Annotated in this window: 45 protein-coding genes and 1 tRNA gene; 39 read left to right on the top strand and 7 right to left on the bottom strand. The window is 32.8% G+C overall.

Features of this window, described 5'->3' with window-relative positions; genetic code table 4:
• Nucleotides 1-20 precede the first annotated feature (20 nt).
• Nucleotides 21-431: a 50S ribosomal protein L7/L12 gene (gene rplL / locus MR07_RS02435; RefSeq protein ID WP_043901276.1), complete on the top strand. Its 411-nt coding sequence runs from the start codon at nucleotides 21-23 to the stop codon at nucleotides 429-431.
• 45 nt (nucleotides 432-476) lie between these two features.
• Here the strand turns inward: rplL and MR07_RS02430 are convergent.
• Nucleotides 477-550, bottom strand: a tRNA-Thr gene (locus MR07_RS02430).
• A 42-nt stretch (nucleotides 551-592) separates the two neighbouring features.
• On the opposite strand from MR07_RS02430, the gene rpsJ reads away from it, so the two are divergent.
• The 32 genes from rpsJ (at nucleotide 593) to MR07_RS02280 (ending at nucleotide 17,443) form a co-directional block, all read left to right on the top strand.
• A complete protein-coding gene (gene rpsJ, locus MR07_RS02425) occupies nucleotides 593-904 on the top strand; it encodes a 30S ribosomal protein S10 (protein WP_024071306.1) in 312 nt (103 codons plus the stop codon).
• Between the two features lie 11 nt (nucleotides 905-915).
• Nucleotides 916-1,608, top strand: coding sequence for a 50S ribosomal protein L3 (rplC, locus tag MR07_RS02420; protein WP_024071305.1), 693 nt, complete (start codon nucleotides 916-918; stop codon nucleotides 1,606-1,608).
• A gap of 8 nt (nucleotides 1,609-1,616) precedes the next feature.
• A complete protein-coding gene (gene rplD / locus MR07_RS02415) occupies nucleotides 1,617-2,306 on the top strand; it encodes a 50S ribosomal protein L4 (protein WP_024071304.1) in 690 nt (229 codons plus the stop codon).
• Nucleotides 2,297-2,797, top strand: coding sequence for a 50S ribosomal protein L23 (gene rplW, locus MR07_RS02410; RefSeq protein ID WP_024071303.1), 501 nt, complete (start codon nucleotides 2,297-2,299; stop codon nucleotides 2,795-2,797). The genes rplD and rplW overlap by 10 nt, the downstream gene beginning before the upstream one ends.
• Nucleotides 2,798-2,839: 42 nt before the next feature.
• The gene (locus MR07_RS02405; protein WP_043901192.1) at nucleotides 2,840-3,226 is read left to right on the top strand and encodes a hypothetical protein; all 387 of its coding nucleotides are present in this window, start codon (nucleotides 2,840-2,842) and stop codon (nucleotides 3,224-3,226) included.
• A gap of 47 nt (nucleotides 3,227-3,273) precedes the next feature.
• Complete coding sequence (locus MR07_RS02400) at nucleotides 3,274-3,663, top strand: hypothetical protein (protein ID WP_024071301.1); 390 nt, start codon at nucleotides 3,274-3,276, stop codon at nucleotides 3,661-3,663.
• A gap of 23 nt (nucleotides 3,664-3,686) precedes the next feature.
• Nucleotides 3,687-4,538, top strand: coding sequence for a 50S ribosomal protein L2 (rplB, locus tag MR07_RS02395; RefSeq protein ID WP_024071300.1), 852 nt, complete (start codon nucleotides 3,687-3,689; stop codon nucleotides 4,536-4,538).
• The gene (gene rpsS / locus MR07_RS02390; protein WP_024071299.1) at nucleotides 4,538-4,816 is read left to right on the top strand and encodes a 30S ribosomal protein S19; all 279 of its coding nucleotides are present in this window, start codon (nucleotides 4,538-4,540) and stop codon (nucleotides 4,814-4,816) included. Before rplB ends, rpsS begins: the two co-directional genes overlap by 1 nt.
• Before the next feature lie 17 nt (nucleotides 4,817-4,833).
• Nucleotides 4,834-5,298, top strand: a complete 465-nt coding sequence (locus MR07_RS02385; protein ID WP_024071298.1) for an uL22m family ribosomal protein — start codon at nucleotides 4,834-4,836, stop codon at nucleotides 5,296-5,298.
• Nucleotides 5,299-5,300: 2 nt separating this feature from the next.
• Nucleotides 5,301-6,026, top strand: coding sequence for a 30S ribosomal protein S3 (rpsC, locus tag MR07_RS02380; protein WP_024071297.1), 726 nt, complete (start codon nucleotides 5,301-5,303; stop codon nucleotides 6,024-6,026).
• A 12-nt stretch (nucleotides 6,027-6,038) separates the two neighbouring features.
• Nucleotides 6,039-6,452 carry a 50S ribosomal protein L16 gene (rplP, locus tag MR07_RS02375; RefSeq protein WP_024071296.1) on the top strand — a complete coding sequence of 138 codons (414 nt, stop codon included), beginning with the start codon at nucleotides 6,039-6,041 and terminating at the stop codon, nucleotides 6,450-6,452.
• Nucleotides 6,452-6,724, top strand: coding sequence for a 50S ribosomal protein L29 (gene rpmC, locus MR07_RS02370; RefSeq protein WP_024071295.1), 273 nt, complete (start codon nucleotides 6,452-6,454; stop codon nucleotides 6,722-6,724). The genes rplP and rpmC overlap by 1 nt, the downstream gene beginning before the upstream one ends.
• Nucleotides 6,724-6,990 (top strand): uS17 family ribosomal protein, encoded by a 267-nt coding sequence (locus tag MR07_RS02365; protein WP_024071294.1) that lies wholly within the window; start codon nucleotides 6,724-6,726, stop codon nucleotides 6,988-6,990. Before rpmC ends, MR07_RS02365 begins: the two co-directional genes overlap by 1 nt.
• Nucleotide 6,991: 1 nt before the next feature.
• Nucleotides 6,992-7,360 (top strand): 50S ribosomal protein L14, encoded by a 369-nt coding sequence (gene rplN / locus MR07_RS02360; RefSeq protein ID WP_024071293.1) that lies wholly within the window; start codon nucleotides 6,992-6,994, stop codon nucleotides 7,358-7,360.
• Nucleotides 7,360-7,659, top strand: coding sequence for a 50S ribosomal protein L24 (rplX, locus tag MR07_RS02355; RefSeq protein ID WP_024071292.1), 300 nt, complete (start codon nucleotides 7,360-7,362; stop codon nucleotides 7,657-7,659). The genes rplN and rplX overlap by 1 nt, the downstream gene beginning before the upstream one ends.
• 2 nt (nucleotides 7,660-7,661) lie before the next feature.
• A complete protein-coding gene (gene rplE / locus MR07_RS02350; RefSeq protein ID WP_024071291.1) occupies nucleotides 7,662-8,216 on the top strand; it encodes a 50S ribosomal protein L5 in 555 nt (184 codons plus the stop codon).
• A complete protein-coding gene (locus MR07_RS02345; protein WP_456093669.1) occupies nucleotides 8,195-8,401 on the top strand; it encodes a type Z 30S ribosomal protein S14 in 207 nt (68 codons plus the stop codon). Before rplE ends, MR07_RS02345 begins: the two co-directional genes overlap by 22 nt.
• Nucleotides 8,395-8,787, top strand: coding sequence for a 30S ribosomal protein S8 (locus MR07_RS02340; protein WP_024071289.1), 393 nt, complete (start codon nucleotides 8,395-8,397; stop codon nucleotides 8,785-8,787). The genes MR07_RS02345 and MR07_RS02340 overlap by 7 nt, the downstream gene beginning before the upstream one ends.
• Nucleotides 8,788-8,796: 9 nt before the next feature.
• On the top strand, nucleotides 8,797-9,351 hold the full coding sequence (locus MR07_RS02335) for a 50S ribosomal protein L6 (RefSeq protein ID WP_024071288.1): 555 nt from the start codon (nucleotides 8,797-8,799) through the stop codon (nucleotides 9,349-9,351).
• A gap of 8 nt (nucleotides 9,352-9,359) precedes the next feature.
• Nucleotides 9,360-9,716 carry a 50S ribosomal protein L18 gene (locus tag MR07_RS04500; RefSeq protein ID WP_075047540.1) on the top strand — a complete coding sequence of 119 codons (357 nt, stop codon included), beginning with the start codon at nucleotides 9,360-9,362 and terminating at the stop codon, nucleotides 9,714-9,716.
• A 1-nt stretch (nucleotide 9,717) separates the two neighbouring features.
• Nucleotides 9,718-10,389, top strand: coding sequence for a 30S ribosomal protein S5 (rpsE, locus tag MR07_RS02325; protein WP_024071286.1), 672 nt, complete (start codon nucleotides 9,718-9,720; stop codon nucleotides 10,387-10,389).
• 3 nt (nucleotides 10,390-10,392) lie between these two features.
• Nucleotides 10,393-10,863, top strand: coding sequence for a 50S ribosomal protein L15 (gene rplO / locus MR07_RS02320; protein WP_024071285.1), 471 nt, complete (start codon nucleotides 10,393-10,395; stop codon nucleotides 10,861-10,863).
• 35 nt (nucleotides 10,864-10,898) lie between these two features.
• Entirely contained in the window at nucleotides 10,899-12,350 is a 1,452-nt protein-coding gene (gene secY / locus MR07_RS02315; protein WP_024071284.1) for a preprotein translocase subunit SecY, read from the top strand.
• A 10-nt stretch (nucleotides 12,351-12,360) separates the two neighbouring features.
• On the top strand, nucleotides 12,361-13,038 hold the full coding sequence (locus MR07_RS02310; RefSeq protein ID WP_024071283.1) for an adenylate kinase family protein: 678 nt from the start codon (nucleotides 12,361-12,363) through the stop codon (nucleotides 13,036-13,038).
• Nucleotides 13,038-13,928, top strand: coding sequence for a M24 family metallopeptidase (locus MR07_RS02305; protein ID WP_024071282.1), 891 nt, complete (start codon nucleotides 13,038-13,040; stop codon nucleotides 13,926-13,928). Before MR07_RS02310 ends, MR07_RS02305 begins: the two co-directional genes overlap by 1 nt.
• Before the next feature lie 7 nt (nucleotides 13,929-13,935).
• Nucleotides 13,936-14,169 (top strand): translation initiation factor IF-1, encoded by a 234-nt coding sequence (locus MR07_RS02300; RefSeq protein ID WP_043901190.1) that lies wholly within the window; start codon nucleotides 13,936-13,938, stop codon nucleotides 14,167-14,169.
• A 3-nt stretch (nucleotides 14,170-14,172) separates the two neighbouring features.
• On the top strand, nucleotides 14,173-14,286 hold the full coding sequence (rpmJ, locus tag MR07_RS04155) for a 50S ribosomal protein L36 (protein ID WP_014858614.1): 114 nt from the start codon (nucleotides 14,173-14,175) through the stop codon (nucleotides 14,284-14,286).
• A gap of 49 nt (nucleotides 14,287-14,335) precedes the next feature.
• A complete protein-coding gene (rpsM, locus tag MR07_RS02295; RefSeq protein WP_024071280.1) occupies nucleotides 14,336-14,821 on the top strand; it encodes a 30S ribosomal protein S13 in 486 nt (161 codons plus the stop codon).
• A 7-nt stretch (nucleotides 14,822-14,828) separates the two neighbouring features.
• Nucleotides 14,829-15,221, top strand: a complete 393-nt coding sequence (gene rpsK, locus MR07_RS02290; protein ID WP_024071279.1) for a 30S ribosomal protein S11 — start codon at nucleotides 14,829-14,831, stop codon at nucleotides 15,219-15,221.
• A gap of 8 nt (nucleotides 15,222-15,229) precedes the next feature.
• The gene (rpoA, locus tag MR07_RS02285; protein ID WP_024071278.1) at nucleotides 15,230-16,261 is read left to right on the top strand and encodes a DNA-directed RNA polymerase subunit alpha; all 1,032 of its coding nucleotides are present in this window, start codon (nucleotides 15,230-15,232) and stop codon (nucleotides 16,259-16,261) included.
• Nucleotides 16,262-16,529: 268 nt separating this feature from the next.
• On the top strand, nucleotides 16,530-16,679 hold the full coding sequence (locus tag MR07_RS04400) for a hypothetical protein (RefSeq protein WP_024071277.1): 150 nt from the start codon (nucleotides 16,530-16,532) through the stop codon (nucleotides 16,677-16,679).
• Nucleotides 16,680-16,951: 272 nt separating this feature from the next.
• Entirely contained in the window at nucleotides 16,952-17,443 is a 492-nt protein-coding gene (locus MR07_RS02280) for a hypothetical protein (RefSeq protein ID WP_024071276.1), read from the top strand.
• A gap of 432 nt (nucleotides 17,444-17,875) precedes the next feature.
• Here the strand turns inward: MR07_RS02280 and MR07_RS02275 are convergent, their stop codons facing one another.
• Nucleotides 17,876-19,285, bottom strand: a complete 1,410-nt coding sequence (locus MR07_RS02275; RefSeq protein ID WP_024071275.1) for an MIP family Ig-specific serine endopeptidase — start codon at nucleotides 19,283-19,285, stop codon at nucleotides 17,876-17,878.
• A 177-nt stretch (nucleotides 19,286-19,462) separates the two neighbouring features.
• On the opposite strand from MR07_RS02275, the gene MR07_RS02270 reads away from it, so the two are divergent.
• Complete coding sequence (locus MR07_RS02270; protein WP_024071274.1) at nucleotides 19,463-20,101, top strand: hypothetical protein; 639 nt, start codon at nucleotides 19,463-19,465, stop codon at nucleotides 20,099-20,101.
• 48 nt (nucleotides 20,102-20,149) lie between these two features.
• Here the strand turns inward: MR07_RS02270 and MR07_RS02265 are convergent, their stop codons facing one another.
• The 5 genes from MR07_RS02265 to MR07_RS02250 form a co-directional block, all read right to left on the bottom strand.
• Complete coding sequence (locus tag MR07_RS02265; RefSeq protein WP_024071273.1) at nucleotides 20,150-20,458, bottom strand: hypothetical protein; 309 nt, start codon at nucleotides 20,456-20,458, stop codon at nucleotides 20,150-20,152.
• Between the two features lie 15 nt (nucleotides 20,459-20,473).
• Entirely contained in the window at nucleotides 20,474-20,719 is a 246-nt protein-coding gene (locus tag MR07_RS02260) for a hypothetical protein (RefSeq protein WP_024071272.1), read from the bottom strand.
• A gap of 67 nt (nucleotides 20,720-20,786) precedes the next feature.
• Complete coding sequence (locus MR07_RS02255; RefSeq protein WP_024071271.1) at nucleotides 20,787-21,089, bottom strand: hypothetical protein; 303 nt, start codon at nucleotides 21,087-21,089, stop codon at nucleotides 20,787-20,789.
• Nucleotides 21,090-21,266: 177 nt separating this feature from the next.
• On the bottom strand, nucleotides 21,267-21,422 hold the full coding sequence (locus tag MR07_RS04395) for a hypothetical protein (protein ID WP_024071270.1): 156 nt from the start codon (nucleotides 21,420-21,422) through the stop codon (nucleotides 21,267-21,269).
• A gap of 68 nt (nucleotides 21,423-21,490) precedes the next feature.
• Entirely contained in the window at nucleotides 21,491-22,642 is a 1,152-nt protein-coding gene (locus MR07_RS02250) for a type I restriction endonuclease (RefSeq protein WP_024071269.1), read from the bottom strand.
• A 383-nt stretch (nucleotides 22,643-23,025) separates the two neighbouring features.
• Here MR07_RS02250 and MR07_RS02245 point away from each other — a divergent pair, with 383 nt between their 5' ends.
• From MR07_RS02245 to MR07_RS04610, 5 genes are all read left to right on the top strand, one after another.
• Nucleotides 23,026-24,030, top strand: a complete 1,005-nt coding sequence (locus MR07_RS02245; protein WP_024071267.1) for a hypothetical protein — start codon at nucleotides 23,026-23,028, stop codon at nucleotides 24,028-24,030.
• Nucleotides 24,031-24,142: 112 nt separating this feature from the next.
• Nucleotides 24,143-24,394, top strand: a complete 252-nt coding sequence (locus MR07_RS02240; RefSeq protein ID WP_024071266.1) for a hypothetical protein — start codon at nucleotides 24,143-24,145, stop codon at nucleotides 24,392-24,394.
• A 21-nt stretch (nucleotides 24,395-24,415) separates the two neighbouring features.
• Complete coding sequence (locus MR07_RS02235; RefSeq protein WP_024071265.1) at nucleotides 24,416-24,679, top strand: hypothetical protein; 264 nt, start codon at nucleotides 24,416-24,418, stop codon at nucleotides 24,677-24,679.
• Nucleotides 24,680-24,881: 202 nt separating this feature from the next.
• On the top strand, nucleotides 24,882-25,328 hold the full coding sequence (locus MR07_RS04615; protein WP_043901189.1) for a hypothetical protein: 447 nt from the start codon (nucleotides 24,882-24,884) through the stop codon (nucleotides 25,326-25,328).
• Between the two features lie 228 nt (nucleotides 25,329-25,556).
• Nucleotides 25,557-26,273, top strand: a complete 717-nt coding sequence (locus tag MR07_RS04610) for a hypothetical protein (RefSeq protein ID WP_043901188.1) — start codon at nucleotides 25,557-25,559, stop codon at nucleotides 26,271-26,273.
• Nucleotides 26,274-26,346: the final 73 nt, after the last annotated feature.

Genomic DNA, 26,346 nt, shown 5'->3' with positions numbered 1-26,346 from the left:
TATTAATATTGATTTCCTCTATGTCTGAAGATAACAAAAATAACTTAACAGAAAAAACTCAAAACTTAATAAATCAAATTAAGGGGTTTACTGTACTAGAACTAAATGAATTGGTTAGAGGATTAGAGAGTGAGTTTAAAGTAAGTGCGGCAAACTTTTCTGCTGGAGCTTCCTCTGCAAAAGCAGAAGAATCAACTGAAAAAAAGGCTGATGTAAATAAAGATCTTCACTTAACTTCCGCTGGGGGAAATAAGATTGGGGTTATTAAGTTAGTAAGAGAGTTGACTTCTCTGGGATTAATGGAAGCCAAAAAGATTGTTGATAGCGCTCCTTCTTTGGTGAAAGCTGATATTCCCGCTTCACAATTCGAAGAACTGAAGTCTAAATTTGAAGCTATAGGGGCTTCTGTTGAGTTTAAACTTCCTTCTTAGTCCTTCTTTAATTAACTCTAGGGTAAGTTTTGTTGAATATTATCGTGGTGCCGAATAAGTGAATCGAACACTTCTCAGCTCATTACCATTGAGCCGTTTTACCACTAAACTAATCCGGCTTAGTTTCTAATTTCAATAATATAACTTTGTTTTAGTTTGTTATGTCTACAACTCTAAAGATTAAGTTAATTTCTTTTGATTACAGACTATTAGATCAATGGGTAAAAAAAATAGTTGAGTTGGCTTTGAAGCACAGCTCAACTATTAAAGGTCCTATTCCATTACCCACTAAGACTAAGTTGTATACAGTCTTAAAGTCTCCGCATGTAAATAAGCCTTCAATGGAACAATTTCAAAAGAAGGAACACAGAAGACTTATTTTTATTTCACAATACGATAGTAGATTATTTTCTTATTTTCAAAAAATGAGTCTACCGGCTTCTTTGGATTTGAGACTTTCTTTAGTTAATTAGTTGATTAGAAAATGTACAGGGAAGTTATTTGCCAAAAGATTGGGATGAGTAGTATATTTAGTGAGTCCGGAGGACATTTACCTGTAACTTTTTTAAAGCCTTTAACATTACAGGTTTTAGAGGTAAAAACCAAAGATAAGTTTGGATACAACTCTTTAGTTGTTGGCGTAGGAGAAGAATGTCCAGCGAGAAAGGTAATTAAACCTGTCCAAGGCCAGTTTAGCAAGAATTCTTTGCCTTTAAGAAGAAAAATTACTGAACTTAAGTGAGACGGAGAAAGGGAATATAAATTAGGGGAATTTGTTGAATTTCAATCTTTGTTTCAAGAGGGAGAAAAGATCAAAGTGCAAGGCATATCTAGAGGTATGGGATTTACGGGTGCCATTAAAAGATGAAATTTTGCAACCAGCCCGAAGACACATGGTGCTGGTTATCCGCACAGATTTCAAGGCTCTCTAGAAACAGGTAGAGGAGGTAGATCTCCCCAAAAAGTCTGGAAGGGAAAGAAAATGTCTGGTCATATGGGTAATGAGACTTGTACCATAAGAAATCTAAAGATTCTCTCTATTGATGCTGAGAAATCTTTAATAGTAATCAAGGGTTCAATACCAGGAAGAAAAAAATCTTTAGTTAGAGTGAGATCTTTGCATAAGGCAAAACCTATAGTTCCTGAGAATTTATTTGTTAACAACTCTAATCAATAAGTTTTTTTATGTCTAACTCACCTTCCATAGATGTATATCTTTTGGATGGACAGCTAGAGCAAAAATTGTTGATTTCTGATCTTTCATCTGCATGAAGTCCAGAATTTTATTATCCTGATGCAATCTTTCAAACAGTTGTTAGTGAAGCTCAATCAAGTAGATTGTCTAGACCACATACAAAAACTAAGGGAGAAGTTTCTGGAGGTGGAAAAAAGCCTTATAGACAAAAACATACTGGTAGAGCGAGACAAGGTTCTCGAAGAAACCCGCAATTTGTGGGAGGCGGTATTGCTTTTGGTCCTAGAAAAAACGTAAACCACCACAAAAAGGTAAATAAAAGAGTTAGAGCTCTGGCAGTTAGATCTTGTTGAACAGATGCATTTAACAAAAGTAAGGTAATAGCGATTTCCGAAAAGAAATTAGATAACCATCCAGAGAATAAAACAAAGATTGTTTATTCTTTCTTCTCTTTAGTGGGGTCTAATAAGAAATTAGAAAAATTTAGTTCTAAAAATTTATTGCTATTAGTTAAAGACAAGACAGAACAGTTGGCATTAGGGGCTAGAAATATTAATAATTTAGAAGTTGAGAGAATATCTTCTTTATCAGTTAGACAATTGATGAAGGCAGATTTAATTGCCTTCAGTAGTCTTGGTTTTCAATCTTTTAGAGAAGGTTATCTGTCCAAATGGAGTTAATAGATGTAATTAGAGAATCCTACTTTAATAAAAAGAGTGCTTCTACTTCTACTAGTAAATTTGTATTAACCTTTGTAGTAGACAAAAGGGCAAATAAGATCATGATAAAAAAAGCTTTTCACTCCTTGTTTGGAGTGAGAGCTTTAGCAGTTAATACAGTAACTAAACACCCTAAACCTGCAAGAAAAACTTTAAAGAGCAGAAAGAATTTTACTAAGTCTAAAAAGATAGCCTATGTTTCACTTTTAAGAGAAGATTTTCTCGCTCTTAAAAGAGCTCTAGAGGGGGATTCAGATTTAATAGAAAAAGAATTAGAAGCTGTTGAAACATCCACAAGTTCCGAGGTTAAAGTTCAAGCTGAGCCTGAAAGTGTGGATGTTAAGAAAGAGGGGGTAAAAAGCACAAAGGCAGTTAAAGCAAAAAAGAAAGATAAGTCTAAAGAAGAAGTTAAAGATGTTCCTAAGGAACAAGCCAAGGAAGAAAAAGTTTAGTTAAAAGGGTAGCATGTCCCCCCCACGTTACTGAAAAAGATATTGACTTCATTAACAATGGGTAGTTCAATAGGTACTGTGCCTTATTTTGTAGCAACTCAATTACCCAATTCAGGCGTTGTAAAGGCTCCAGATGAAGATGTAGGTTTTGGAAAAAGATGTTTGCTAGATCAAGAGATCTGTGATTTTATGGCTGAAACATCATTTAAGCAGGACTCAGAAGGGAAAAAAGAAGAGAATAAATACATTACACCTACCTTACAAAGCAAATTGGATGAAGATTGAACAAAATTCATAGCAAAAAGAGATGATGATTTCTGTGGTTTTGGCTTTTTTGAAACTAGAGGCCAAAAAAGAAATGTAAATAATTTGGAGAAGTGTTATGAATTTTTAATTAAACAACAAAAAGAAAAGGCTAAGAAGAAGTAAAAGATGTTACCAAAGAGTGACTTTAAAGTTAGTGAAATAACCCAGAGATGTTATTAAAAAAGATACTTACTTCAATATTTGTTGGTAGTTCAATAGGTACTGGGCCTTATTTAATTGCCACTCAACTTCCTAATTCGGAAGTTGTAAAAGCCCCAGATGAAGATGTAGGTTTTGGAAAAAGATGTTTGCTAGATCAAGAGATCTGTGATTTTATGGAACAAACAGAATTTAAGCAAGATGGAGAAGGTTCACCAGAGGAAAATCCTTATATCACAGAACCATTAAAACAAAAGTTGAATTCAGATTGAGAAAAATTTATAAAAACTAGAGAGGATGATTTTTGCGGTTTTGGTTTTTATGGCAAAAAAGATGTTAATACCTTGGAGAAATGCTACCAATTTTTAATTGAACAACACAAGAAAAAGAAGAAAAAATAAAAATAAGTTAGTTTCAAGTTATTATGCCAATAAAACAAACAGTACCTAGGAGCTCAGGAAGAAGAGTTATCTTAAATATTGACTATAAGAAGTGTTTAACACCTAATTACAAGCCTTATAAGCCTCTCCTAACCCCACTAAAAAAACACGCAGGTAGAAATAATACAGGAAAGATCACTGTAAGACATAGGGGAGGAGAAAATAAGAGAAAATACAGAATCATAGATCTTAAGAGAGATAAGTTGGATATATTGGGAAAAGTAGTTACAGTTGAGTATGATCCCAATAGAACTTGTTTTATTTCTCTAGTCAGCTACGCTGACGGAGAAAAAAGATACATACTAGCTCCGGAGGGGATAAAAGAAGGAGATAGAGTTTTGTCAAGCAATAGCAGAACTAGTTTAAAAATAGGTGATTGCATGCCTATTGGTATAATTCCAGAAGGTATGATGGTACATAATATTGAGATAAAACCTAATGAAGGGGGAAAGATGGTGAGATCTGCAGGTGCTCAAGCACAAATATTGGGAAAAGACTTAACTGGAAAATATACCATCATTAAGTTACCTTCTAAAGAAATCAGAAAAGTGATTAATGAAGCTAGGGCAACTTTGGGACAACTTTCAGCAGTTGACCACAATTTAGTTAGATTGGGAAAGGCCGGAACTAACAGAAAACTAGGTGTCAGACCCACTGTTAGGGGTGTAGCTATGAACCCTAATGATCACATCCACGGGGGAGGTGAAGGTAGATGTTCTATTGGTAGAGATGCCCCAAGAACTCCTTGGGGTAAAAGACACTTAGGAGTTAAAACTAGATCTCGAAAGAGATATTCCAATAGATTTATTGTTCAATCTAGAAATGCTAAGAAATAATGGGTAGAAGCGTTAAGAAAGGTTTATATGTTTCTCCCAGTTTACTTAAGAAAGCTATAAAAATGCAACAACAAGAGAAAAAGAAGGCAATTAAGACTTGATCTAGAAACAGTGCTATTTATCCTGAGTTCTTGTCATTAACTTTCCTAGTTCACAACGGAAGAAACTTTATACCCGTACAATGTAACGAGTACATGTTAGGGCATAAGTTAGGAGAGTTTGCTCCAACAAGAGTATTCAAACAACATACTTTAGCTAAAACAGCTAAAAAGAAATAATATTTAGTGTTGGAGTTATGAAACAACAAGTTAGAGTAAAACATCGAAATCTTAGAATTTCTCCAACCAAAGCAGTACATGTTTGTAGATTAATTCACAAGAAGCCTTTATCAACAGCTTATAAGATACTTCATTCTATTGATAAGAAAAAGATTGTAAAAATGCTTTTTAAATTATTATTAGAGGCTTCTGCAAACGCAGTTAATAATTTTGCTATGAGCGGAGACAATTTAAGAGTTGAGGAGTGTACTGCCACAAAGGGCACTAGATTAAAGAGAGGTTTTTACAGAGCAAAGGGAAGAACAGATCTAAGAACACATAGGTTAACTAATCTTTCAGTAACTTTAGTTGAAGAGGCGAAGGCAAAAGATTCAAAAAAGTTGAAAACGCCTTCAACTAAATCCAAGATTCAAGAGGGAGCAGAGCTAAGTACTAAAAAAATAGAGGAGTACATTAAGGAGGAAGAAAAAGCTGGTATTTAGATATGGGTCAAAAGTGTAATCCAAATTCAGTAAGACTAGGTTTCAATAAGAATTGAAACTCTAGATGGAATGCTCCAGATAGAAAGAGTGCAGCTAGTTGGATACTAGAAGATGAGAAGATTAGAAAGCTAATTGAGAAAGAGTGCAGAGATGGTGTTTTAGCCCAAGTTGAAATAGATAGATTTGTAGACTTTAAGGGAATTTGAACTATTAGAGTTACAGCTCATTTGATTGAAATAGGTGTATACAACCTACCAGAGGAAAAGGAAAGATTAACTAGATTACTAAGAAAATTAACTTATAGAAAATGAGAGATTGAGTTAATTTTCTTGGAATTAAAAAATCCTGGGGTTAGCGCTATTGTCATAGCCAATGAAGTTGTAGAGCAACTAGAAGATAGAGCTCCTATTAGATTGGCTATGAAAAGAACTATCAAGAAAGCTATGTTTTCTGGGGCTAGGGGAATCAGAATCAAAGTTTCTGGAAGAATTAATGGAGCAGAAATGGCTAGATCTGAGAGTTGTACAGAAGGAGAAATTCCTTGTTCCACTTTAAGAGCGAATATAGAGTATTCCTATAAGATAGCTAGAACTACATATGGAGTCCTAGGAGTAAAAGTTTGAATTAATAGGGGTCTTTATTTCGGAAATTACTTTTCTCCAATGCCAGACAAAGTTAGAGTCTATAAAGATGAAACAGGGAGATACCTGATTGCTCAGGGGAATTAGTTTGTTGAAACTATGCACCCAAAGAAAACTAAGTGAAGAAAGCCCCACAAAATTAGTTATGAAGGGCAAGCAAAGGGGAATAAATATCTTTCATTCGGTTCGGCAGGATTGAGGGCCCTAGAGGGAGCTTGAATTACTGAAAGACAGTTAGAATCTGCCAGAATAGCAATATCTAAAAGACTTGGTAAATCGGGAAAGATGTGAATAAGAGTTTTTCCTCATCTTTCTTTAACTAAAAAGCCACTAGAAGTTCGTATGGGATCTGGAAAAGGAGCACCAGACCACTGAGTAGCAACGGTTAAGATAGGTACCATATTGTTTGAAGTTGAAGGTTTAAACAAAGAAGATGTTGCCACTACCTTTTATAAGGCAGGGGCAAAACTTCCTATAAAAACAGAAGTAGTGTATAGAGAAATTAGTAAATAATGCTTACAGAACTAAGGGCTTTAGAGACTGAAAAATTAAAAGAGATGTTATTCAAATTAAAAATCAAACTAGTTGAATACAGATTTCAATTAGCCCAAGGGGCTCTTAAGAATACTAGCTTAATAAGAGTGACAAAAAGAACAATTGCGCAATTGTTAACAATACTTAATGAGAGAAAAGAAAGATTTAGTAATAAAGATTTATCACACTATATTGCTTTAGAAGATGCTAAGGAGAAACAATCCAAGTCAACTTCAGCAGATTCTAAATAATGGAACAAAAGAAAGTAGTCAAGGGAAAAGTTTTGGTTGGTCAAGTGGTTGCAACAAGACCAAAAACTTTAATAGTTAGAGTGAGAAGACTTTACAGAATACCAAAGTATGGTATTTTGAAAATTAGATATAAGAAGATGCATGTTCATGTTGAAAATGAATCTGTTAAATTGGGAGAAACAGTAAGTATAGTTAGTTCTAGAGCGTATTCCGCTCTAAAGAGATGAGTATTGTTGTCTGAAGCCGAGTCAAAGATAGTTAATTAATATGATTCAAACTTTATCCAAGTTAAATGTGGCTGATAACACCGGAGCTAAGAAAGTTGGCGTTATTAAGGTTTATGGAGGAAGCAAAAGAAGGTATGCAGAAATTGGGGATGTTGTTTTGGTGTCAGTTAAAAAACTATCTACTTTTTCTGGCGTTAAAAAGGGAGATATGTTTAAAGCTTTGATTGTTAGAACTAAATCAAAGCTTAGAAGAAAGTCAGGAGCTACTATCTCTTTTGATGAGAATGCCTGCGTTTTACTAAAGAATGATGGTTCTTTATTGGGATCTAGAGTTTTTGGTCCTTTAACTAGAGAGTTAAAGGAAAAAGGGTATAACAAATTAGTTTCAATTGCTGAATTTGTAATTTAATGAACAGAATAAGAAAGGGAGATTTAGTTAGAGTTACTAGAGGATCTCTAAAAGGTAAAGAGGGAAAGATCAAGGAAGTTATTGTGAGCAAAAGCAGAGCTTTAGTTGAGGGGGTAGGAAAATATAAGAGATATCAAAAAGGTAAGGGAACAATTGAAAAAGAAAGAGCTATTCACGTCTCCAACTTGGCATTAATAACTAATGACAAAAAGAAAAAAGCATATAAAGCTTCTTTTGTTATTAAAGAAGATGGAAAAAAAGAAAGAGTACCTAGATCTTCTAAATCTGATAAGAGTTAGAGATGAGTAATTTCAGCTGAGCTCTCAAGGAAAAATATAAAAAGGAAATAGTGGCTAGTCTGATGAAGGAATTTAAATTTAGTTCTCCAATGCAAGTACCTAGACTTCAAAAAATAGTTATTAATGTAGGTTGCGGAGATGGAGCTAAGGAAAAACAATTTATTGAATCTTCAGCTAAGGAATTAGAGTTAATTACTGCACAGAAGCCTTTAATTACTTATTCAAAGGCTTCTATTGCAGAATTTAAGCTTAGAGAGGGTCAACCAATAGGATTAAAGTTAACTCTTAGAAATGATCGAATGTGATCTTTTGTTGAGAAATTATTCAAAGTTGCACTCCCTAGATCTAGAGACTTTAAAGGAATCAAGCTAAAGTCTGTAGACCATAGAGGTAACTTAAATATAGGTATTAAAGAACAAATAATTTTTACGGAATTAAACTATGATAAGGTCAAGAAGTTGAGGGGAATGAATATTAGCTTAGTTAATTCTTCTGACAATAGAGAAGCTTCTATAGCTTTGTTTAAGGCTTTAGGTTGTCCATTTGCAAAGAATTAATGGCTAGAAAAGCATTAATTCTTAAGCAACAAAAAGCACCAAAGTTTGCGACCAGAGCTTACACAAGATGCGGTCGTTGCGGCAGAGCCAGAGCTGTTTTCAGAGACTATATGCTTTGTAGGTTGTGTTTTAGAGAATTAGCGAGCTGGGGTTATATCCCTGGAGTTATGAAAGCTTCATGGTAACTGATTTAATAGCAAATGGTTTAAACCAAATAAAATTAGGGGCTAAGGCTAAAAAAAAGGAAGTTAGTTTTTGGTCTTCTAAGTTATTGGAGGAAATACTTAGAGTAATGGAGGAAGAGGGTTATATTAGGGGTTTTGTGACCAAAATTGAAAATAATAAGAGAAGAAGTACTGTTTTTTTGAAATATAAAGGAGGTGTTTCTTCTTTTGAAGGAATTAAGAAAATAACTGTACCAAGTAGAATGGTAAGCTCTTCTCACAAGAAATTACCTATTTTGTTATCCGGACTTGGTACAGTTATTCTTACAACTTCTCAAGGAGTAATGGGAGAGAAAGAGGCTAGAGAAAAAGGATTAGGAGGAATTATTTTGGCTCACATTTGGTAGTTAAATTTAATGTCTCGAGTAGGAAATAGAAAGTTAAATCTTCCTCCCGAGGTTAAGTTTGAAGTAACTGATAGTGCATTAATTTTTTCTAAGGGAGAAAAGATAAGAAAAATTAATTATGACCCTATGGTTGTAAAAGTGAAATTAGAAAATTCAATACTCTCATTTGAGAGGGCAAATAGTTCTAAATTTTCTAATATGATGCAGGGAACTTTAAACTCCCTATCACAGGGAGCTATTACAGGATTAGTTAAAGGATTTGAAAAAAAATTAATTATTGATGGTGCTGGTTATAAAGTAACTAAGAAGGATAGTATCTTGGTATTATCCTTAGGGTATTCAAAAGATATTAATCTTAGGATTCCTAAGGATATTGAAATGGAAATAAGTTCTAGCGGTAAAGATGTGACTTTAAAGTCACACAATAAAGAGGTTTTAGGGGAGTTTGCAGCTTTAATAAAAAAACAAAGACCTGTTGAACCATATAAACTAAAGGGAGTGAGAATAGAGGGAGATATAGTTATTAGAAAAGCAGGTAAGAGTGCTGAAAAATCTAAGAAGTAAAAACCACAATTTCTAGAGATAGTCTTTCAGAATTACAAAAGAGACGGGCTCGTAGAGCCAAGAGAGTTTTCTCAAGATCAAAAGAGGGAAGAAAGCACATTCTTAGAGTCAAAAAGACTAATTTACATCTCTATCTTTTAGTTAGAGATTGAGAGAGTGGAAGAATGTTGTTTTCTTGCTCTTCTCTTCAATTAGGAATTAAGAAGGGAGGGGAAGAAAATCTAACTAAGATAATTAATTCTTTGTTGGAAAAGTTAAAAGAAAAGAATATTTCTGCTCTCAGTTTAGATAGAGGTTATCATTCTTACACTGGGACTTTAGCTAAAGTAAGAGAAAAGCTGATAGAGGGAGGAGTTCGAATATAAGATGAGTTATCCTTCAGATGAACAGCCATTAGGTTTTTATTACGAATATAAAAAATTTAGTAAGTTTACTGGACCAAAGCCTGCTGGTCAAGATGAACAGGGAAAAAAGAAAGAAGATAAAAAGTTTAGTTCCTACTTAAATGAATTCGAAGAAAAATTAATTAAAGTAAAGAGAGTTTCGAAGACTACTAGAGGGGGAAGGCAAAGCAGAGTTTGAGTTTTAGTAGCTGTGGGAAATAAGAGGGGGAAAGTGGGTTTTGCAATTGGAAAATCAAAGGAATATTCAGTTGCCTTTAGTAAGGCATCCAGAAAGGCTATTAAAACAGCTGTTCAAATTCCAATGAATAGTAGAGGAACTATTTATCATGAATTCCTCGGAAAACACAATGCATCCAAAGTTTTATTAAAGCCAGCTAAAGAAGGTACTGGAATAATAGCTGGAGGTTCTATTAAAAAACTATTACTTTTAGCTGGTTACAAAGATCTATATTCCAAGAATCTTGGAGCTAACAATCCAATTAATATGTTGAGAGCTACTATGCATGCACTACTGTCTCAAAGATCTCCTAGAACTGTAGCAAAATTGAGAGATAAAACTTTTGAGGAATTGTTTAGATTGCCCCCAAAATCACCAGAAGAACTTTTGGAGGGAGAAGAATTATTGGAACAATAGAAAGTGGAACTTTCTAATCTTCATTACACTTATGGCTCTAGAGGCCAGAGAAAAAAGATAGTAGGTAGAGGATTTGGAAGCGGAATTGGAGGCAGATCTACCAGAGGTACTAAAGGGCAAAATTCTAGAAAATCTGGTACAGTTAGATTAGGTTTTGAAGGGGGCCAAATGCCCCTTTTCAGAAAAATAGGTAAATATGGATTTAATAACAGAGCTTTCAGAGAAGAAGTAAAGATTATTTCTTTAAAAAGATTTGAGTTTTTTCCTGACATTAAAGAGTTTTATTTCATTCAGATGAGAAAATTAAGACTCCTTAAGCCTAGAGACAGAAAAATAAAAATTATTGGGGATAATTGTTCACTTTCTGGAATTAAAATATCTGCACATTCTTTTTCTAAGGGAGTTTTGAAGTGAGCAAAGCAAAGTGGAAGTACCTTAATAACTTTGGAAAAAGATCACTTCGTGGAGTGCTAATTTACTCTCCTATCAACTAGAAGGAGTTCTCAGGAATGGGGCTTATCCCCACCCATTCCTTTTTCTATAAGAATAGGGGAACTATTATTTCCCTTCTTGCAACTTGTTCAATCCTATTTTTGTTTCAAGTAGGATCTCACATAACGGCACCATTAATTAATCCACATAGAGTCAATTCTTTTTCAGGACTAGCACAACTACTTAACTTATTCGGAGGAGGAGGATTTAAAAGAGCAAGTATTTTTTCTGTAGGGATTTCTCCCTACATTACTGCTCAAATCATTATTCAGATAATGTCTAATGACTTAGTTAAGAAGTTAACTGAATTAAGAAAAGCTGGTGAACTAGGAAGAGCAAAAATAGAGCTCTACACAAGACTCTTAACATTACCCTTTGCAGTCATAACTTCTATAGGTACTCTTTATCTTCTCAATAATGAAGGAGTTAGCTTCCTTCATTTATGAGAGCCTCCGAAAGCAGATACATTAAAAAAAGTTGATGAATCTGCTAATTACGGCGGAAGATTTGTAACTTTTAGTCAACTCTATATTTTTCAAAGAGTCTTGATGGTTCTAATTTTTGTAGCCGGAACTTATGTTTCTCTATTCTTTTCAGACCTTATTTCAAAAAAAGGTTTGGGAAATGGAATTTCTCTTTTGATAGTTTCAGGTATTATTTCTTCAATACCTGAAAACTTTTATGCTTCCTACAACTATCTATCGAATCTAGAAGGAGGGTCTGGAAATGTTAGATTATTAGTTAATGTCTTTAAATTCATCATTTATCTATTTTTCTATGTAATGGTAATTGCATTAATGGTATTCATTACTGGTTCTGTGAGGAAGATACCTATTCAACAAACAGGTGCAGGATTAATTCTTGATAAGAGAAAGTTGGGATATCTTCCTATCAAGATTATGCCTGTAGGTATTATGCCTGTAGTATTTGCAGGTTCTATGATGATATTTCCTGTAGGTATAGCAGAACTAACTAAATCCTCGTCCCCAGGATTTAATGCATTTATTCAGAACTATATATCTTTTGGTAGCCCTACAGGATTAATGATTTATTTTTTATTAATTGTGCTGTTCTCTTTTCTTTATTGCCAAGTTCAATTGAATACAGATGAGATGTGTAGGTCATTTCAAAAGTCTTCTCAATTTATACCTGGAATTATGATAGGTCAGGAGACTCACAACTATTTGAGAATGGTTTTGAATAAGATTAACTGACTTGGTGCCCCTTTTTTGGGCCTAGTAACTATTATGCCAAACTTACTTAATATGTGAACTGGAATGCCTTCTCAGGTTGCTTTTGGTGGAACAGGTATTCTCTTGTTAGTCTCTACGGCATTGAATCTATATGAGGAATTAACCTCAACTAGAATCATTACTAAATATAAGGCTGAACAACAACATGAGCTTAGCTCACTAGAAGCTAGACTTCACAAAACAGAAAGACAACACTCACCTTATTTACTGTGATAAATTCAATAAAGTGAGCAAAAAGGTTGTTTTAATAATCTTTTTAGCTCCTCCGGGCTCGGGGAAGGGAACTCTTTCAGAATTGTTAAATGAGAGAGATAATGTTCACATATTATGTGCGGGCAAACTCTTAAGAGCCTTGTTTGCAAAGAAAGCAGAACAAGGCAAGGAAACAGAATCTTTAGAGGGAGTTCATAAAGGTAAATACTTAAGTGATGAAATAGTTAATAATTGTGTAACTGAAGAATTAGATCGGATTTTCAAGGAATCTAAAGAAGAAAAGTTTTTTATCTCTTTAGATGGTTATCCTAGAACTATAGGACAAGCAGAAAGATTAATAGAGTGAGCTAAAGATCACGAGTTATTAATAGTTAAGATGGAAGGGTTGAGTGCAGATGAGATCTGAGCCAGATTAAGTAAGAGATATCTTTGTCAGGCAGAAGAACATGTGTTTAATGCTTCTTTTGGATTGCCAGAAAATTTAATTTGCCCAAAAGATGGTTCTAAATTAATTAGGAGAGAAGATGACGCTTCTATTGAATTAGTGAAAAAAAGATTATTGCAACATGATTCTCTCACTTCCCCAGTTTGAGAATACTTTCAATCCAAAGGTCACAAAACCTTTGTGATAGATAGTAGATTAAAGATAGAAGATCTTTATAAATCTTTTAAAGAAAAGATTTGTTTCTAATGAAACTTAATTTAAGCGGCAAGAAGGTTAATACTAAGACAGAGGAGGAAATTAAGTTTATGAGAATTGGTGGATTAATTTGACAATCCATTAAAGATTACTTAGTTGATCAGGTGAAAATTGGAATGTCACTATCAGAAGTAGAAAAAATGACTAAAAAACAATTCGAAAAGTATGGAGTTCAGGAATCTTTCAATCAGTATCACGACTTTCCTTCAATAATTTGCTTATCTCTGAATGAGTGCGTGGTACACGGACCTGCAGATGACAAAGTTTTTATTGCAGGGGGAGATAAATTAACTATTGATTTAGGGTTTACATATAAGGGGCTCAATATAGACGGAGCCTTTAACCTATATTTTGATCCAGAACCAATAGAGGGGCAAGACCCAGCGGAATTCCAAAAGCTAGAAAGAAAGATATCTGAACACAGATATCTTCAACAACTAACAATGGCTTTGTTTTATGAGTCTATTCAAGGATTAAAGGAGGGAGAATTAACTGGAAGTATTACAGAAAGAATGGAATCTTTCTTTAACAAATACTTTCCAAAGAAATACAAGTTTTTGGATAAATTCACTGGACATGCAATTGGATACGAATTACATGAACACCCAAGAATACATAATTTTGGGTTAAACAAAGATGAAGGGGAAGTTCTTCCCCTACACTCAACTATTTGTATAGAACCAATGATTATAGAGCAAGAGGATGGTTCTTGAACATTGGGAGATGATGAATTTGGTGTCTATATTAAAAATAAAGGAGGATTAACAATACACTATGAACACACTATATTGATAAGAGAAAATGATGTTGAAGTTTTGACTGCTAGTATTTGGGAAATGCAAGAGATGAAATCTTCTTGAGAGTTATTAAAGAGAACTTAGTCTGTTGATGGAAAAAGAAGATAAGTTCTCTTTAGAGGGGAAAATAGTTAAGATGGTTACTGCTGAAAATGTAAAAGTTGAACTAGTTAATAAGAAAATAGTTGAGTGTCATTTAGCCAAAAGGCTAAAGAGATATAGTTCTTATTTTTTGGAAGGAGATAGAGTCATAGTGGAGATGAATCTCTATGACTTAAATAAGGGTAAGATAATAGAGAGAATAAAGAAAACGCAAACCATCTAACAAATGAAAGTAAGAGCTTCTGTTAAAAAAATATGTGATCACTGTAAGATTATTAGGAGAAAAAACAGAATAAGAGTTATCTGCAAGATTGCTAAACATAAACAAAGACAGGGTTAATTGGTAATAAACTTAAAAGGAGGACTTATTAACAAATAACAATAGTTAGTTGGCCAGAATATTAGGAGTTGTACTTCCAGATAAAAAAGAACTATTTATTGCTCTCACTAGGATATACGGAATAGGAATCACTACATCTGAAAAGATTATTCAGTTTTGAAGTCTTAATAAAGTAGTTCCAGTCTCTAAATTAACAGATTCAGAGAGAAAGTTATTTGAAGAAACTAAAAGAAAAAGAGTCTATAAGTTGTCTGCGGAGGAGATAGCTTCACTCTCTCAGTCAATATTGAAATTACAGTCTTCTAGAGATGAACAGTCTAGTGAAAAAATATTAAGGGAAAGACTGTTGTTAGAGGGGGATTTGAGAAAGAAAGTTGGCGATGACATCACTAACTTAAAGGAAATAGCTTCTTATGTCGGATTAAGGCATAGAAGAAATTTACCTGTTCACGGTCAAAGAACAAAGACTAACAGTAGAACTAGAAAGGGACCTAGAAAGACTGTGGCCAATAAGAAGATAGAAGGTAAGAAGTAGTCTAGAAATGGCAGTTAAGAATAAAGCAAAAGCCAAACCCAAGAAAAAGAAAATAAACGTTTCTAGTGGTATTATGCACATTCATACTTCCATAAATAACACAATCATTTCCTTCTCAGATCTTGATGGAAATGTATTGTTGCAAGAAAGCGCAGGGACTATAGGTTACAAGGGAACTAAGAAGGCTACACCTTATGTTGCGAACTTAGTTGCCACTAAAATAGGAAAAGAGGCTAAAGAATTAGGAGTTAATACTTTGTCAATACACTTAAAGGGAATTGGAAGAGGAAAGGAGATAGCTTTAAGATCTATTATTGGATTGGGTTTTGAAATTGTTGAATTAGCTGATAAGACTCCTTTGCCACATGGAGGTTGCACTCCTAGCAAGAAACCTAGGTAGTTTTTAGCATGAGTCTAAGTAAATTTACTTCATTTCAAATGGATGCAGAATTAGTTAATTCAAGCGATTATTCTGCTACTGTAACTTTTTTTCCATTAGAAAGGGGATTAGGGAACACTATAGGAAATACATTAAGACGAATACTTTTAAGTTCTATTCCTTCACCGGCTGTTTTTGCCATTAAGATCGCTTCACTTCCTCATGAATTCTCTGCAGTTAAAGGAGTTGCAGAAGATGCAACTCAAGTAATAATTGCTGTAAAGAAGTTAGTATTAAAAGCTGATGAAAACATTGTCAACTTTGAAGAATTGAAGAATTTTCCTATTGAAAAGTGACCTTACTTGAAAGTTAGAAAAAATACAGTAGGTCCTGTTTACGCTAGAGATATTGAGTGCTTTCCGGGTATTGAAGTTGTAAATCCGGAATTAAAACTTTGTGAAATTACAGAAGAGGGAACCAATCTTGAGTTAGATCTTTTCTGCACTATAGACAGAGGTTATAGAAGTGCTAGCGAGAACAGGGAGTTATTGAATACTTTGTCTTTAATTCCTATTGACACTCTTTTCTCTCCTGTATTATTGGTTGACTGAAGAGTGATAGAAGAAAAGACAACCAAATATGGTTTAAGTGATAAGTTGAAGTTGAGTGTTGCAACAAATGGTTCTATTAAGGCTTTAGATGCTATTTGATATTCTTCAAAAATACTGGTAAGTATGTTTGAGAAAATATCTCAAAAACCAGTAAAGTTGTTTAGAATTGATGAGTCAGAAGGTAAGTCACCACAACCTTCTGTTTCTATGAGTGCTGGATCAATAGGCAAACCAGCTTCAATTTCTGCATCTACAATCGAAAACTTGGATCTTTCCCAAAGAACTTATAACATTCTCAAGAATCAAGGAATTAATACTATTGCAGAATTAATTTCTTACAATGTTGATCAGTTATCAGAATTTAGAAGTTTAGGTAAGAAAGCATTAGTAGAAATTCAAAATAAAGTGGAATTAGCTGGGTTTAAATTCAAAGAAGAAAAAGACAACTAGGTTAAAGTAGGTTTTTAGAAGGAGTTATTTAGTTTAGTCCCGCAAGGAAGAAAAACAGGATTTTAATTAGTAATTTTTTTAAGTCTTAATAAAATATCGTTAAATTAATTTATTTTTGAAAATTAATTTACCACTGTGACTAATAGACTGAAATTTTCTCTTGCAGGATTATTTTTTTTAGCTCTTAACGGAGTTACTCTCTTCACAATAGAAAACCAATTTAATATTTTTGACTTTTTAAGAGATATACCTGTTCGAGGGGGGGCGTTTGCTCGCCCAATTAGATTCTTTTAATAAAGATAGTTCTACAAACAAACTAAAACTGAGTCATGACAAGGGAGAATCCACAGGAGTTCAGCTTGATGATTCTAAGACACAATTACCTGATAAAAAATTGGATCTACAAACACAAGATTAAATCTAGGTTTTTCAGCATTAGATATATCTGCAAAGGATAAGATTTCAGGAGTTTATTCAGAAATTCAAAAAGAAAGCAATATAGAGTCTATTGAAGGCAAAATTTCTTCCGAGTATCTTAGCTTAAGAGATAAACACTTATCTGCCGTTTCTGCAGATCAAATTAAACACTTAGAAGAATTTAATAAAACAAAATCTCAGGTAGAGTCATGATCAAAGTCTAGGGATAAATTTGCTTCCGCAACGGCCTTAACTAAATCACAAAGAACGAGTTTGCAAAAAGTTTACGAATTCTATGATGCTTTAAAGATTGAGAGAGACAAACTAAAGGATGAGTTAAAAAAACATAGTGATTTACCAGAAGAAGTGCTAAAAGCTCAAAAATCAGGTGTTCCTTCAGCTGAAACTATTAAAGATTCTCTTAATAAGATGGATTGACAAAAGGACAAGATAAAAGTTCAAAAGAATCATCAATCAACTCATTTTTTCGATTCTAGGGGTTGAGGGAATTGAAATAGCAATCCTTATAAGCTATTTTATGGCAAAGAGTCAAATTGAAGGTCTGATATTCACAAATTAAATCTAAATGGTATGGAATTGCATAGATTGAATAGTATGGGCCTAGTCACCAAAGGACCAAGAGCTCAAAAACACATTAAAGAAGAAACAGAAAAAGCAGAAAAGTTGAAGTCCAAGATGTATTCACATATTGAATTACAAGTTGCTCATCAATTATTAAGATATATGAATTCCCCTAAAGCTTAATTAGTTTTTAGTATTTTGTAAAAAGTTATATTTTTATTTATCTCAAAAAGGTGAATTTATAGCCTTAAGACTAAAAAAAGATATTTTTATTATTTAGAAAATTTATTAGTTAGACTAGATAACACTTAAAAAATATTTTTATTTTTTAATTGCAAATAAAAAGATAGTATAAAATTATTTTTGGCGCCGGGAATGGCGCCACCTTTATTTTTTTAATTGGCGATAAGTTTGCCGAAATTCTCTGAATTTAATAAAAACAATTAGTTTATTTCTGTTAGTAGGGTCACTTAATTTTTAGTTTTTATTTAAGTTTTTAAATAACTGTAAAGGTTAATAACTAGAAAAATAAAAAACTTTATCTCTTAATTTGTTTTGACTTTCAAAAAAAACTCTTTAGATAAATTTCTTAGTTATTTATTAAGTTTCTAGAATTTATAACTTATGAGTTCAGTTACCTCTCTTGCTTAATCAAGTTTCTACTCCCTTTTTACTTGTAATATATTTCTCTATTTGTTGTTTGTAAGAAGATTTTTGATTATGAGTTCCAAGTATTAAGTCATATTTAGGAGTTTTAAAATGACCTTCATACTTCAACTCTTCAGATCTTAGAGGAATAAATCAAGAATGTTTTGCCCCTCTACCAATTTCTGATATAGTTCTAACACCTATTAAATTACCCTTACTATCTATAGTCATAGAACCAGAAGAACCTCTACCCATAGCAGTTCCTTTCATCACATAGTAATGACCCATTCTGTTGTATCCCTTTCCTTTTCAATTGAATCTCAAACTAGAAAAAGATTGGGTATTTGCATGCCCTCTTATTTTTTCTACTTTTTTTGAACCAACAAATGAAACACTTCTGTTATCTTCTCCCAATCTATCTGCAACTAAAGTTCTTTCATTCCAACTTTTAGCATATTTGAAAATGTCATTCTTGTTGGATGGATATCCTATGCTATAAAAGTTTTCATTATTATCTTTTGCCTCAGAAGCTTTTATAGGCTGAGCAAAAACATCTATTGCATTATTAGAACCTAATTTATATTTATCTGCAAAATTTCTAGTAATTTCTCTAGCTGATTGTTCGTTAGTGAATTCAATTTCTACCACAGCAAAGTCTTTGAAGTTATTATCACTTACATCCAAAGAAGTATCTTTCTTAAAGAAATCAACAGCTACTCAGAACAATCTAGGAGGTTTTATTTTGTTTTGGAAAATAGCTCCCTTATCAGAACCTTTAGCTAGTCCATCACTTTGTTTGGATAGGTTGAAGTCAAATAATCCATATCTATTAGACAAATTACAGCTGTCAGCTGTTCCCAATGAAGTTTTAGTTACTTGACCTGCATAATATGATTTTTTATCTCATTGACCCTTTCTATTTGTAGGAAGTATTTGTTTATAAGGATTAGATGAATCAAACAATCATTTTTGCACTACGTGTGCGTTTGTGGCAATATATCAAATTAATGGATAACTTCCATTTTTAGGTAATTGATAGTCTAGTATTCACCCAGTTCCGCCATTACATGAAGCAAATAGTTTAAACGTGTAATCGTCTAATTTCTCAAAAATTGGATTAGCTTCTGACTTAACTCCTTGTGTTTCTTGACTTACAAGAGAACTTTCAACTTGGGATACTTCTTGTTCTGAATCCGAATAGTTGTCAGATGAATCTTCTTCTTGATCACTATCCCCTCTATCTGAAGGATCTACTTCCATAAGGTCATCCCATTCTGGGGGGGGCAGTTCTTCTGAGGACTGAATAAATTGCTGAGCACCAATAGCAAGCCCAGAAATTGCGGGAACACCTACTAATCCTCACTTTCAAATAGCCATAATAAATCTCTAAGTTGAACTTTAGAGAAATTTTACTAAAATGACCTCGGTAAAAGGTTAATTCAAAGTTGTTTTCTTATAAGTTATAAATAGTCTTTTTACAAGGAAAATAATAGTATAAAAATAAAAGCTTAGAGTTTTTGAGTAGATAAATCTAACAACCGGATTTAAAACAATATGATTTTTCCCCTTAAAGCTCTTTTGGGAATTGGAGTTGTAGGAATTCCTGCAATGGTTTCTTCTGCATTATTGAGAGTAAATCTAAATTCTTTAAATTCAGCAAATACCAAAATTTTTAAAATTTCTCCAGAACAAGAAGATAATTGTAAGCCTATAAAACTTTCATCTTCTGCTGAATCACAACATTTAAAGTTGTGAGTTTGCGAGGATGAAACGAAAAAGGGAATTCCTGCCTTCTATTACTTTGACAATAACGGCAATCATTCCAAATTAATAGAAGAGCCTTTTGTTGCCAATAAAGTAGAAAAGATAGAATTAAAGGTTTCCACAACTTCTCATGAGTTAGGTAAATATGATCTGAATGTCTTTTTATTTAATGGCAATGAATCATGGACCAAGCTATATCCTAAAACATATAATAATTCGGATTTGGATGAATTAGAAGAGGAAGAAGAAGTCGAAAATGACACATTCGACGAGAAGCAAGTATTCTTATTAAAGAATTCCCTTAATTTTCTAAAAACAGACAGTGGTAGTTTAGAGACAAAAGAGAATAGTTCAAGTCTTGATACTTTAATATGCAATAGTCAAGAATTCTCTTTGACGGATAATGGCAATCAAATATTCTTCTTCTAATTTCTAGTAGATAAAAGATATTTAAGATTAAGAAACTTTTAAAGAGACCTACAAAGAAAGATAAACAGAATAAGGCTTCTTGTTTGATTCAGAAGTTTCAATAGGGATAACTGTCTTTTTATTTCCACCTCTTAAATCTGGTTTTTTAATTTCTGTCTCACTCCATTGACCATGTATTTCAGACTTAAAATCGTCACTCTTTAGAGTTGTCTTAATCTCTGACTGACCTGTAGTAGTTTGAAAGTTTATGTTCAATGATTGTCCTAGAGTAAATGCCTTACTATCTTTAAATAGTGATGACAAAAGAGAAGCTGTTCAATCTTCCGAACCCACTAAACCATAACCTTTGCAAGACACTGAAATGTAGTCTCTTTAAACTCCCTTATGCCCTGTAATAACATCTTTTATTTCCTGTGGCATCGCAATCACTGAACATCGGTCATTTAACTCAATTTCTTGATCTTCCATTTTTGATTCTCCAGAATAAGATTCGGATACCAACTCACCATCACTCTGTGTAGAGATTACAGCACTTTGTGTGTAACACAAAAGCGGAATGCCACCACAACCACCTCCTAGGGTAGCAACTGCAACTAAAGCTCTTAAGCTAACAGACATAGAATCTATTCACTGATTTTACAGACACTTTAGAAAGAGGAAGAACAAATACTAAAAAACTCTATAGTTAGTGTTTTTCTTTATCTGCTTTATTCTCGGGAAGGACAAGATAAATTTCTTTAGGTGTTTGATTATTTTCTTCTAAAGAAAAAACAATAGATCTATTGTCGGAATCTGTTTCTTCCAATATATCTTCCAATTCTCCTTTAATGGTGGATTTATTTGTTCCTTTAAGGATAATCACAACACGACTTCGAATTCCCTCTTCCTGAGCAATTTCAATATCCATTAAGAAGCTCGATCCAACTTTAGGAGAAAATAATTCATCTAAAGGTTTCTTGGGAAATAAACCCGTTCAATCTTTAGGCATCGGCATATAGCTTCCCTTAACAAAAGTATCTTTGCAAGAAACAGAATAATAAAGACTTTCATCCCCCTTCCGTTGTTTAAGAAAGTTCCGTAAATCTGCAGAAAGATCAGAAATGTTGCATTTTCCTTTAGCTACGGTTTGTGGCTCACTATTTTGTGGTGTTTTTACATCTATTTTTTACTTCGCTCTTGATTTATCAGAAGTAGATTGTGCTTTTTCAGAATAGGTTGTTGTGGCACCTTTATTTGCTTGTCAAAGATATAAGGGAGCCCCGCCCATGAAACCTCCGCCAAGGGTTGCAATAGCAACAAGAGTCTTAGTGTTCAAAGCCATAATACTTCAAATTTAAAGGATGGATGTTATTGATACCTAAACGCTTAGTTTCTAAAGTTTTTATTTAGTTAATTTTTTTTAACTTTTCATTTAGTAAGTAAGTACTTTGTAAAAGAAAAGTTAATGTGAATGCAGCCGGGAAATGCTGTTTTCAAATATTCTAGGTAGCTAGAATTTTTTAAGTTATCAACTCGGGAGTTAAATAAATCTATTTGAAAAAAATTATTTAGTCTAAATTTCAATTTTTCTCACCACAAAATAATAGATTTATATCTACTTTTAGAAATACAGATTAAATTGGTTTGATTGCTCATCAAGCAACAATTTTTCAAAAACTCTGTTATATTGACAAAATAAATACTTCTTTCTAATAAGTTTTCCTTTAAATCATTCTTTTTATTTTGTGAAATATCTTTAGTCAAAAATTTAAGGGAACTTAGACATTTTTGATAAAGAAATTGATCTTTGGGCCCAGTGATTCAAATTACTGCATATTTTTGTAATTCTGTTTTTATCTCGAAAATATTTTTTATTAAGCAAATTAATGAAACTCAATATCTAATTCGAGAAATAAATATTTCTTTTACACCTGATTCGATGTATCGAATCAAGATCTCAATTCGACAATAATCTTTGTATGTAACTACATCAGAGTAATAAGAATCAGAAAAATAAATGTAATTCTTTATAAATCCCAATAATTTATTGGGATTAAAAATATTCTCTAAAAATGAATCTAAGTTGATTTCACTTCATTTCTTTCCATACCATTTATTAATGGCACCATATCAAATTTCTTTATAGTCACTAGTTATACAAAATAACAGATACTTAAATAACTCAGGAATATCTCGAGAATATTTTTTAATTTGTAATTTCGCTTTAGGCATTAATGCTCCCATTTGGTCAATTCAAACTCCTCTATAACCCCTAACTCTATAGGACTTTAGAATAGATTTCAATTCAAAGATCACTATTGACACTCCATTAATGAAGACCAAAAAATCAGGAATTCTATTATTTTTAGGACCATAAATCTTTAATTGATTGATGGCTCTAAAAATATTCTTATTTGGTTCTTCAAAATTTATTATTGGCTCATCTAAGGGAGTTAATTGATGAATCAGATCAAAGATAGTTAAGTTATAATTCTCACTAAGTTCATGTAGTTGATTAGATACTTTTCTGAAAAGATAATTATTTCCTAAATATCTTTTCAAATCCTAAAGAATTAAAAATTCTTTTTTACTTCTCCTGACTATCTTTTGACCACGTGCATATTCATAACCTAATCGTCTTAGGGTTTTAACAACTCGAAACTCTATCCTAGATTCCTTAAGTTTTGCCATAGAAAACTATGGCAAAATAGTTAATTTGAGGAAAAATAAATTTCTTTTCAATTCTTAAGAATTAATAGTTTTTCTACAAAATTATTAAGCAATATCTTTGTATTTTTGTGAAATAGAAAGAATGGTTGAAAGATCTTTGTAAGTGTTATTTTCCCTACAGATATTAGTCTGGACTAGATTTTTAAATAATTTTTAAATAACCTAAAGAAAAGTAGGAGATTTAAGAGATTATTTTTGGACTAAATAACAAATGAGTGGGTTTATTCACTCTATCGGGAATTCTGTCTCCAATAATTACTCTTTCCACAATTCAGACTTCCAATTGAACTTTTTCTTCTTCAAATGGTCTATATACCAGGGTCAGATTGTTTATTAATGGAGCAGAGGCAATTTCGCAAACAGGAATTTCTAATTTTTTAGAAACTGGCCAAAAACTGAGAGGTCAGTACAACATTCAACAAATTTCTCAGTTAATAAGTTCCGCCTCGTCAACAAATAATCCAGCTTTAATTGTTGAGGTTCCACTTGCAAAACTTGGTTCTTTCAAAAACTACAAATATTGCATTCCTGAAACTTCTCCACTAATTAAGGGTGGAACTCAATCAACAGTATCTTCAGGCCAGAAAGCTACAGTTTGTAAATTAAATTATTTGCATTACCATACAGAAAAATATCCAATAGAAGAGGTAACCTTCTTATTGGATTTAATTACTAAATTTATTGAGTTGCAACATGCAGCGAACATATTAATGTTCTATGATGATTCAACTAACTATAGACCTTCTGTTGCACACAATGGCGGAAAAGGGACCGAATATATGGAATCCATCAAACAAGCCTGTGGTCTAAGGGATATTTCTCCAAAGAAACTTATCAAAGATTTATTTTTTGAACCAAAAACCTCAATTAAGAATTGTTTTCTCTCGCCCTCTACAGCGAAGATTCATCTGGATATTTCAAAAACTTCCAGTTCCCATAGTAGTTCTACTGAGACATCAAATCTTACAATTGAGAGATTAAAACAAGGAAAGTTAAAAGGTTCTTTGAGATATGGAATATTTGAATATTCCAAAAAATTAAAGAAAATCGAAACTCAAAATGGAACTTCAACTCAAAAATATTTGATTTTTGATGTAAATTGACCCTTAACTTTCTATAAACAACCAGATCAACAGAACAACTGTTCTGTTAATTCTCTCTTTAATAAGGTTCGAAAAAGAGAATTAACTTACGAGGAATTAAAGAAAAAATGTATTTAGATTTATTGACATATAGGTTCAATAAATTTTGTTAATTCCTTAAGTTATTACAAATGCTTCATTCTTAGGCAGTTAAACTCTGAATAAATTAGTTAATTTCAAAGATTCTGCTTTGATATTCAGTTCCAAGAGTCTATTAACTGTACCTGGAATATCTGGGTTAGTGGATGTTCCTGTCGGTTTAACTACAATTTTTCCTTTCCAAAGTGCACAAGAAGTCTACGATATGGAAGAATTAAAGAAATATTGTCCAGATCCTCAGCCAATGACTAACTATGGTTCAGTAGTGTATTCGACGGAACCATCTAACGGCGGAGGGGGGGGCGGCGATGTACTATTTGTAACCTGCTTGTTAAAAAAATAATCAAGTTTCTGAATTTAGAAAATGTTCCCACTTGGTGTTAAGAATTTACTTACTGTTGTTGGGTTAACTGGAGTAATTGCTATTCCTTTGGGCTTAACTTCGAAATTTTCTTTTTATAGCAATCAACCAAAGGTTGATCTTAAAGAACTACAAAAGTATTGTCCAAATCCTAAATTTATGAGTAACCCTTATCCTATGGTTACTTATAGTATTGAGAATCATCAATCTAGTAATAGTTTGGACGCAGAAGTTACTTTTGTTGATTGCACTCAATTACCTTTTTAACTAAACTAGAACCAAGAAAAGTAATTGAATAGTACTTTTCAATTTTGGAAGTATTATCTTTCATAGAGACTTTATTCAAGTGATTTCAATACTTAAAGCCTTGGAATAATAAAAATATTTTTTTCAGTCACTAGAAAACAGTCTGGCAAAAAACCAAATTCCTTAAAAATAAAAAATAAATACTAAAAACTTCGTAAATTAAATGCTCTGGAAGAAGATTCTTTTAGAGCTGGTTGTAGCAAGTGGTTTCGGGGGGGGCATTGGTGGTTGATTTGGACTCAATAATCAAGGTGTTTTAGTTGATTCAGAAGAAGAAACTTCATATTTAAGGGAAGAAGAGGGCTTAAAGATAAGACAGGAAGTTAAGAGTAATGTAAGTGAAGGATGAGGAAAAATATTTGAGTTAAATCACACAGTTCTAGGATCTTGAAAATGACAAAGTGAGGGTGTTGGTGAAGATTTACTTTTTATTAGATTAGGGGATGAGATTGGGCGGGACCACATAAAAGAATATCTAGTGAAAGACATTCTCAGGCAGAAAGAGATCTTTGAGGAGGCAGGAATATTAGTGTTGGAAATACTTGATTTGGACCTAGACAATTGTCTAGAGCAATTGCAGATATGGAAAAAGTTAATAAGGAGAAATTAAATAAGAAGGAATTACAAAGCTACTGGCCAAAGATACAAAAAGTCGGCTCAATATATAACTCAAGAAGATATTGATGGAATTCAAAGATTTTGACAAAACAGGAGTAGAGAACTAGAAGAAGATATTTTTGGCTTATATCATGGTTGAAACTGATGAGCCGAGAAATTCGGAAAAAAGAAAGGTAAAGATCAAGTAGATCTTGAATTTGATTTCTCTAAGATAACACAAATGTTGAGTAAAAGTGAAAAAGAATTGAGGGAACAAAAATGAACTTTTGGACAAATATTTCAAAATCCTAAATTATCCTTGGTTAGGGCATTTGGAGATGTCGAGGCAACTGCCTTTAATTACTTCAAACATGTTGCTTGACCAGACGAAGGAGAAGTCAAAACATTGAAGGAAAAAAAGATAGCCATCGCTATATTGGCTTTAATGTCGGGAGAGGAAATAGGATTTGATTGCGACGAGGGGAAGCAAAAATACAAGAGCAAATTCTTTGGGGAATGCACTGCCAATGCAGGCGATGCAGTTAAATTAAAGAGGGTTTTAAAAAGTACTTGAAAGCATTATGGGAGTTTTTATGCTCCAAAAAAAGGTGCAGAACAACAATGGCATAAACAAAACAAGTTGAATTCTACCGAATCTAGAGAACTTGTCAAAATGGATGATATAAAGAATACTTCATTATTAGATGAAAAGTGCGAAGATCCTGCTGGTTTGTTAGATTTTTTGCTCGCAGGAGAAAAAGAAATTAGAAGGGAAATTTGTGACCAAATAATAAGACCTTGATTTGGAGACTGGGTTCCTGACAAAAGATTATGTTTATTTGAAGTTAAGGACTTTAGCAATTATTTAAGACTTAATACATATTTACAAGTACTTGAAATTCCTTTATGAAATAATAGAAATACTTTTTGAACAAAATGTTCTAACTACGGAATCTAGGTATTTTAGGTAAATAAAACCGGAAATATCAAGAGATAATTGTTTCAGAAAATTGAAATAAACATATTATTTT

The organism is Mycoplasma ovis str. Michigan, assembly GCF_000508245.1.
Lineage (GTDB): Bacteria > Bacillota_I > Bacilli_A > Mycoplasmatales > Mycoplasmoidaceae > Eperythrozoon_A > Eperythrozoon_A ovis.
The sequence above is the reverse complement of the archived record's forward strand: the minus strand, read 5'-3'. Positions and strand labels throughout refer to the sequence as shown.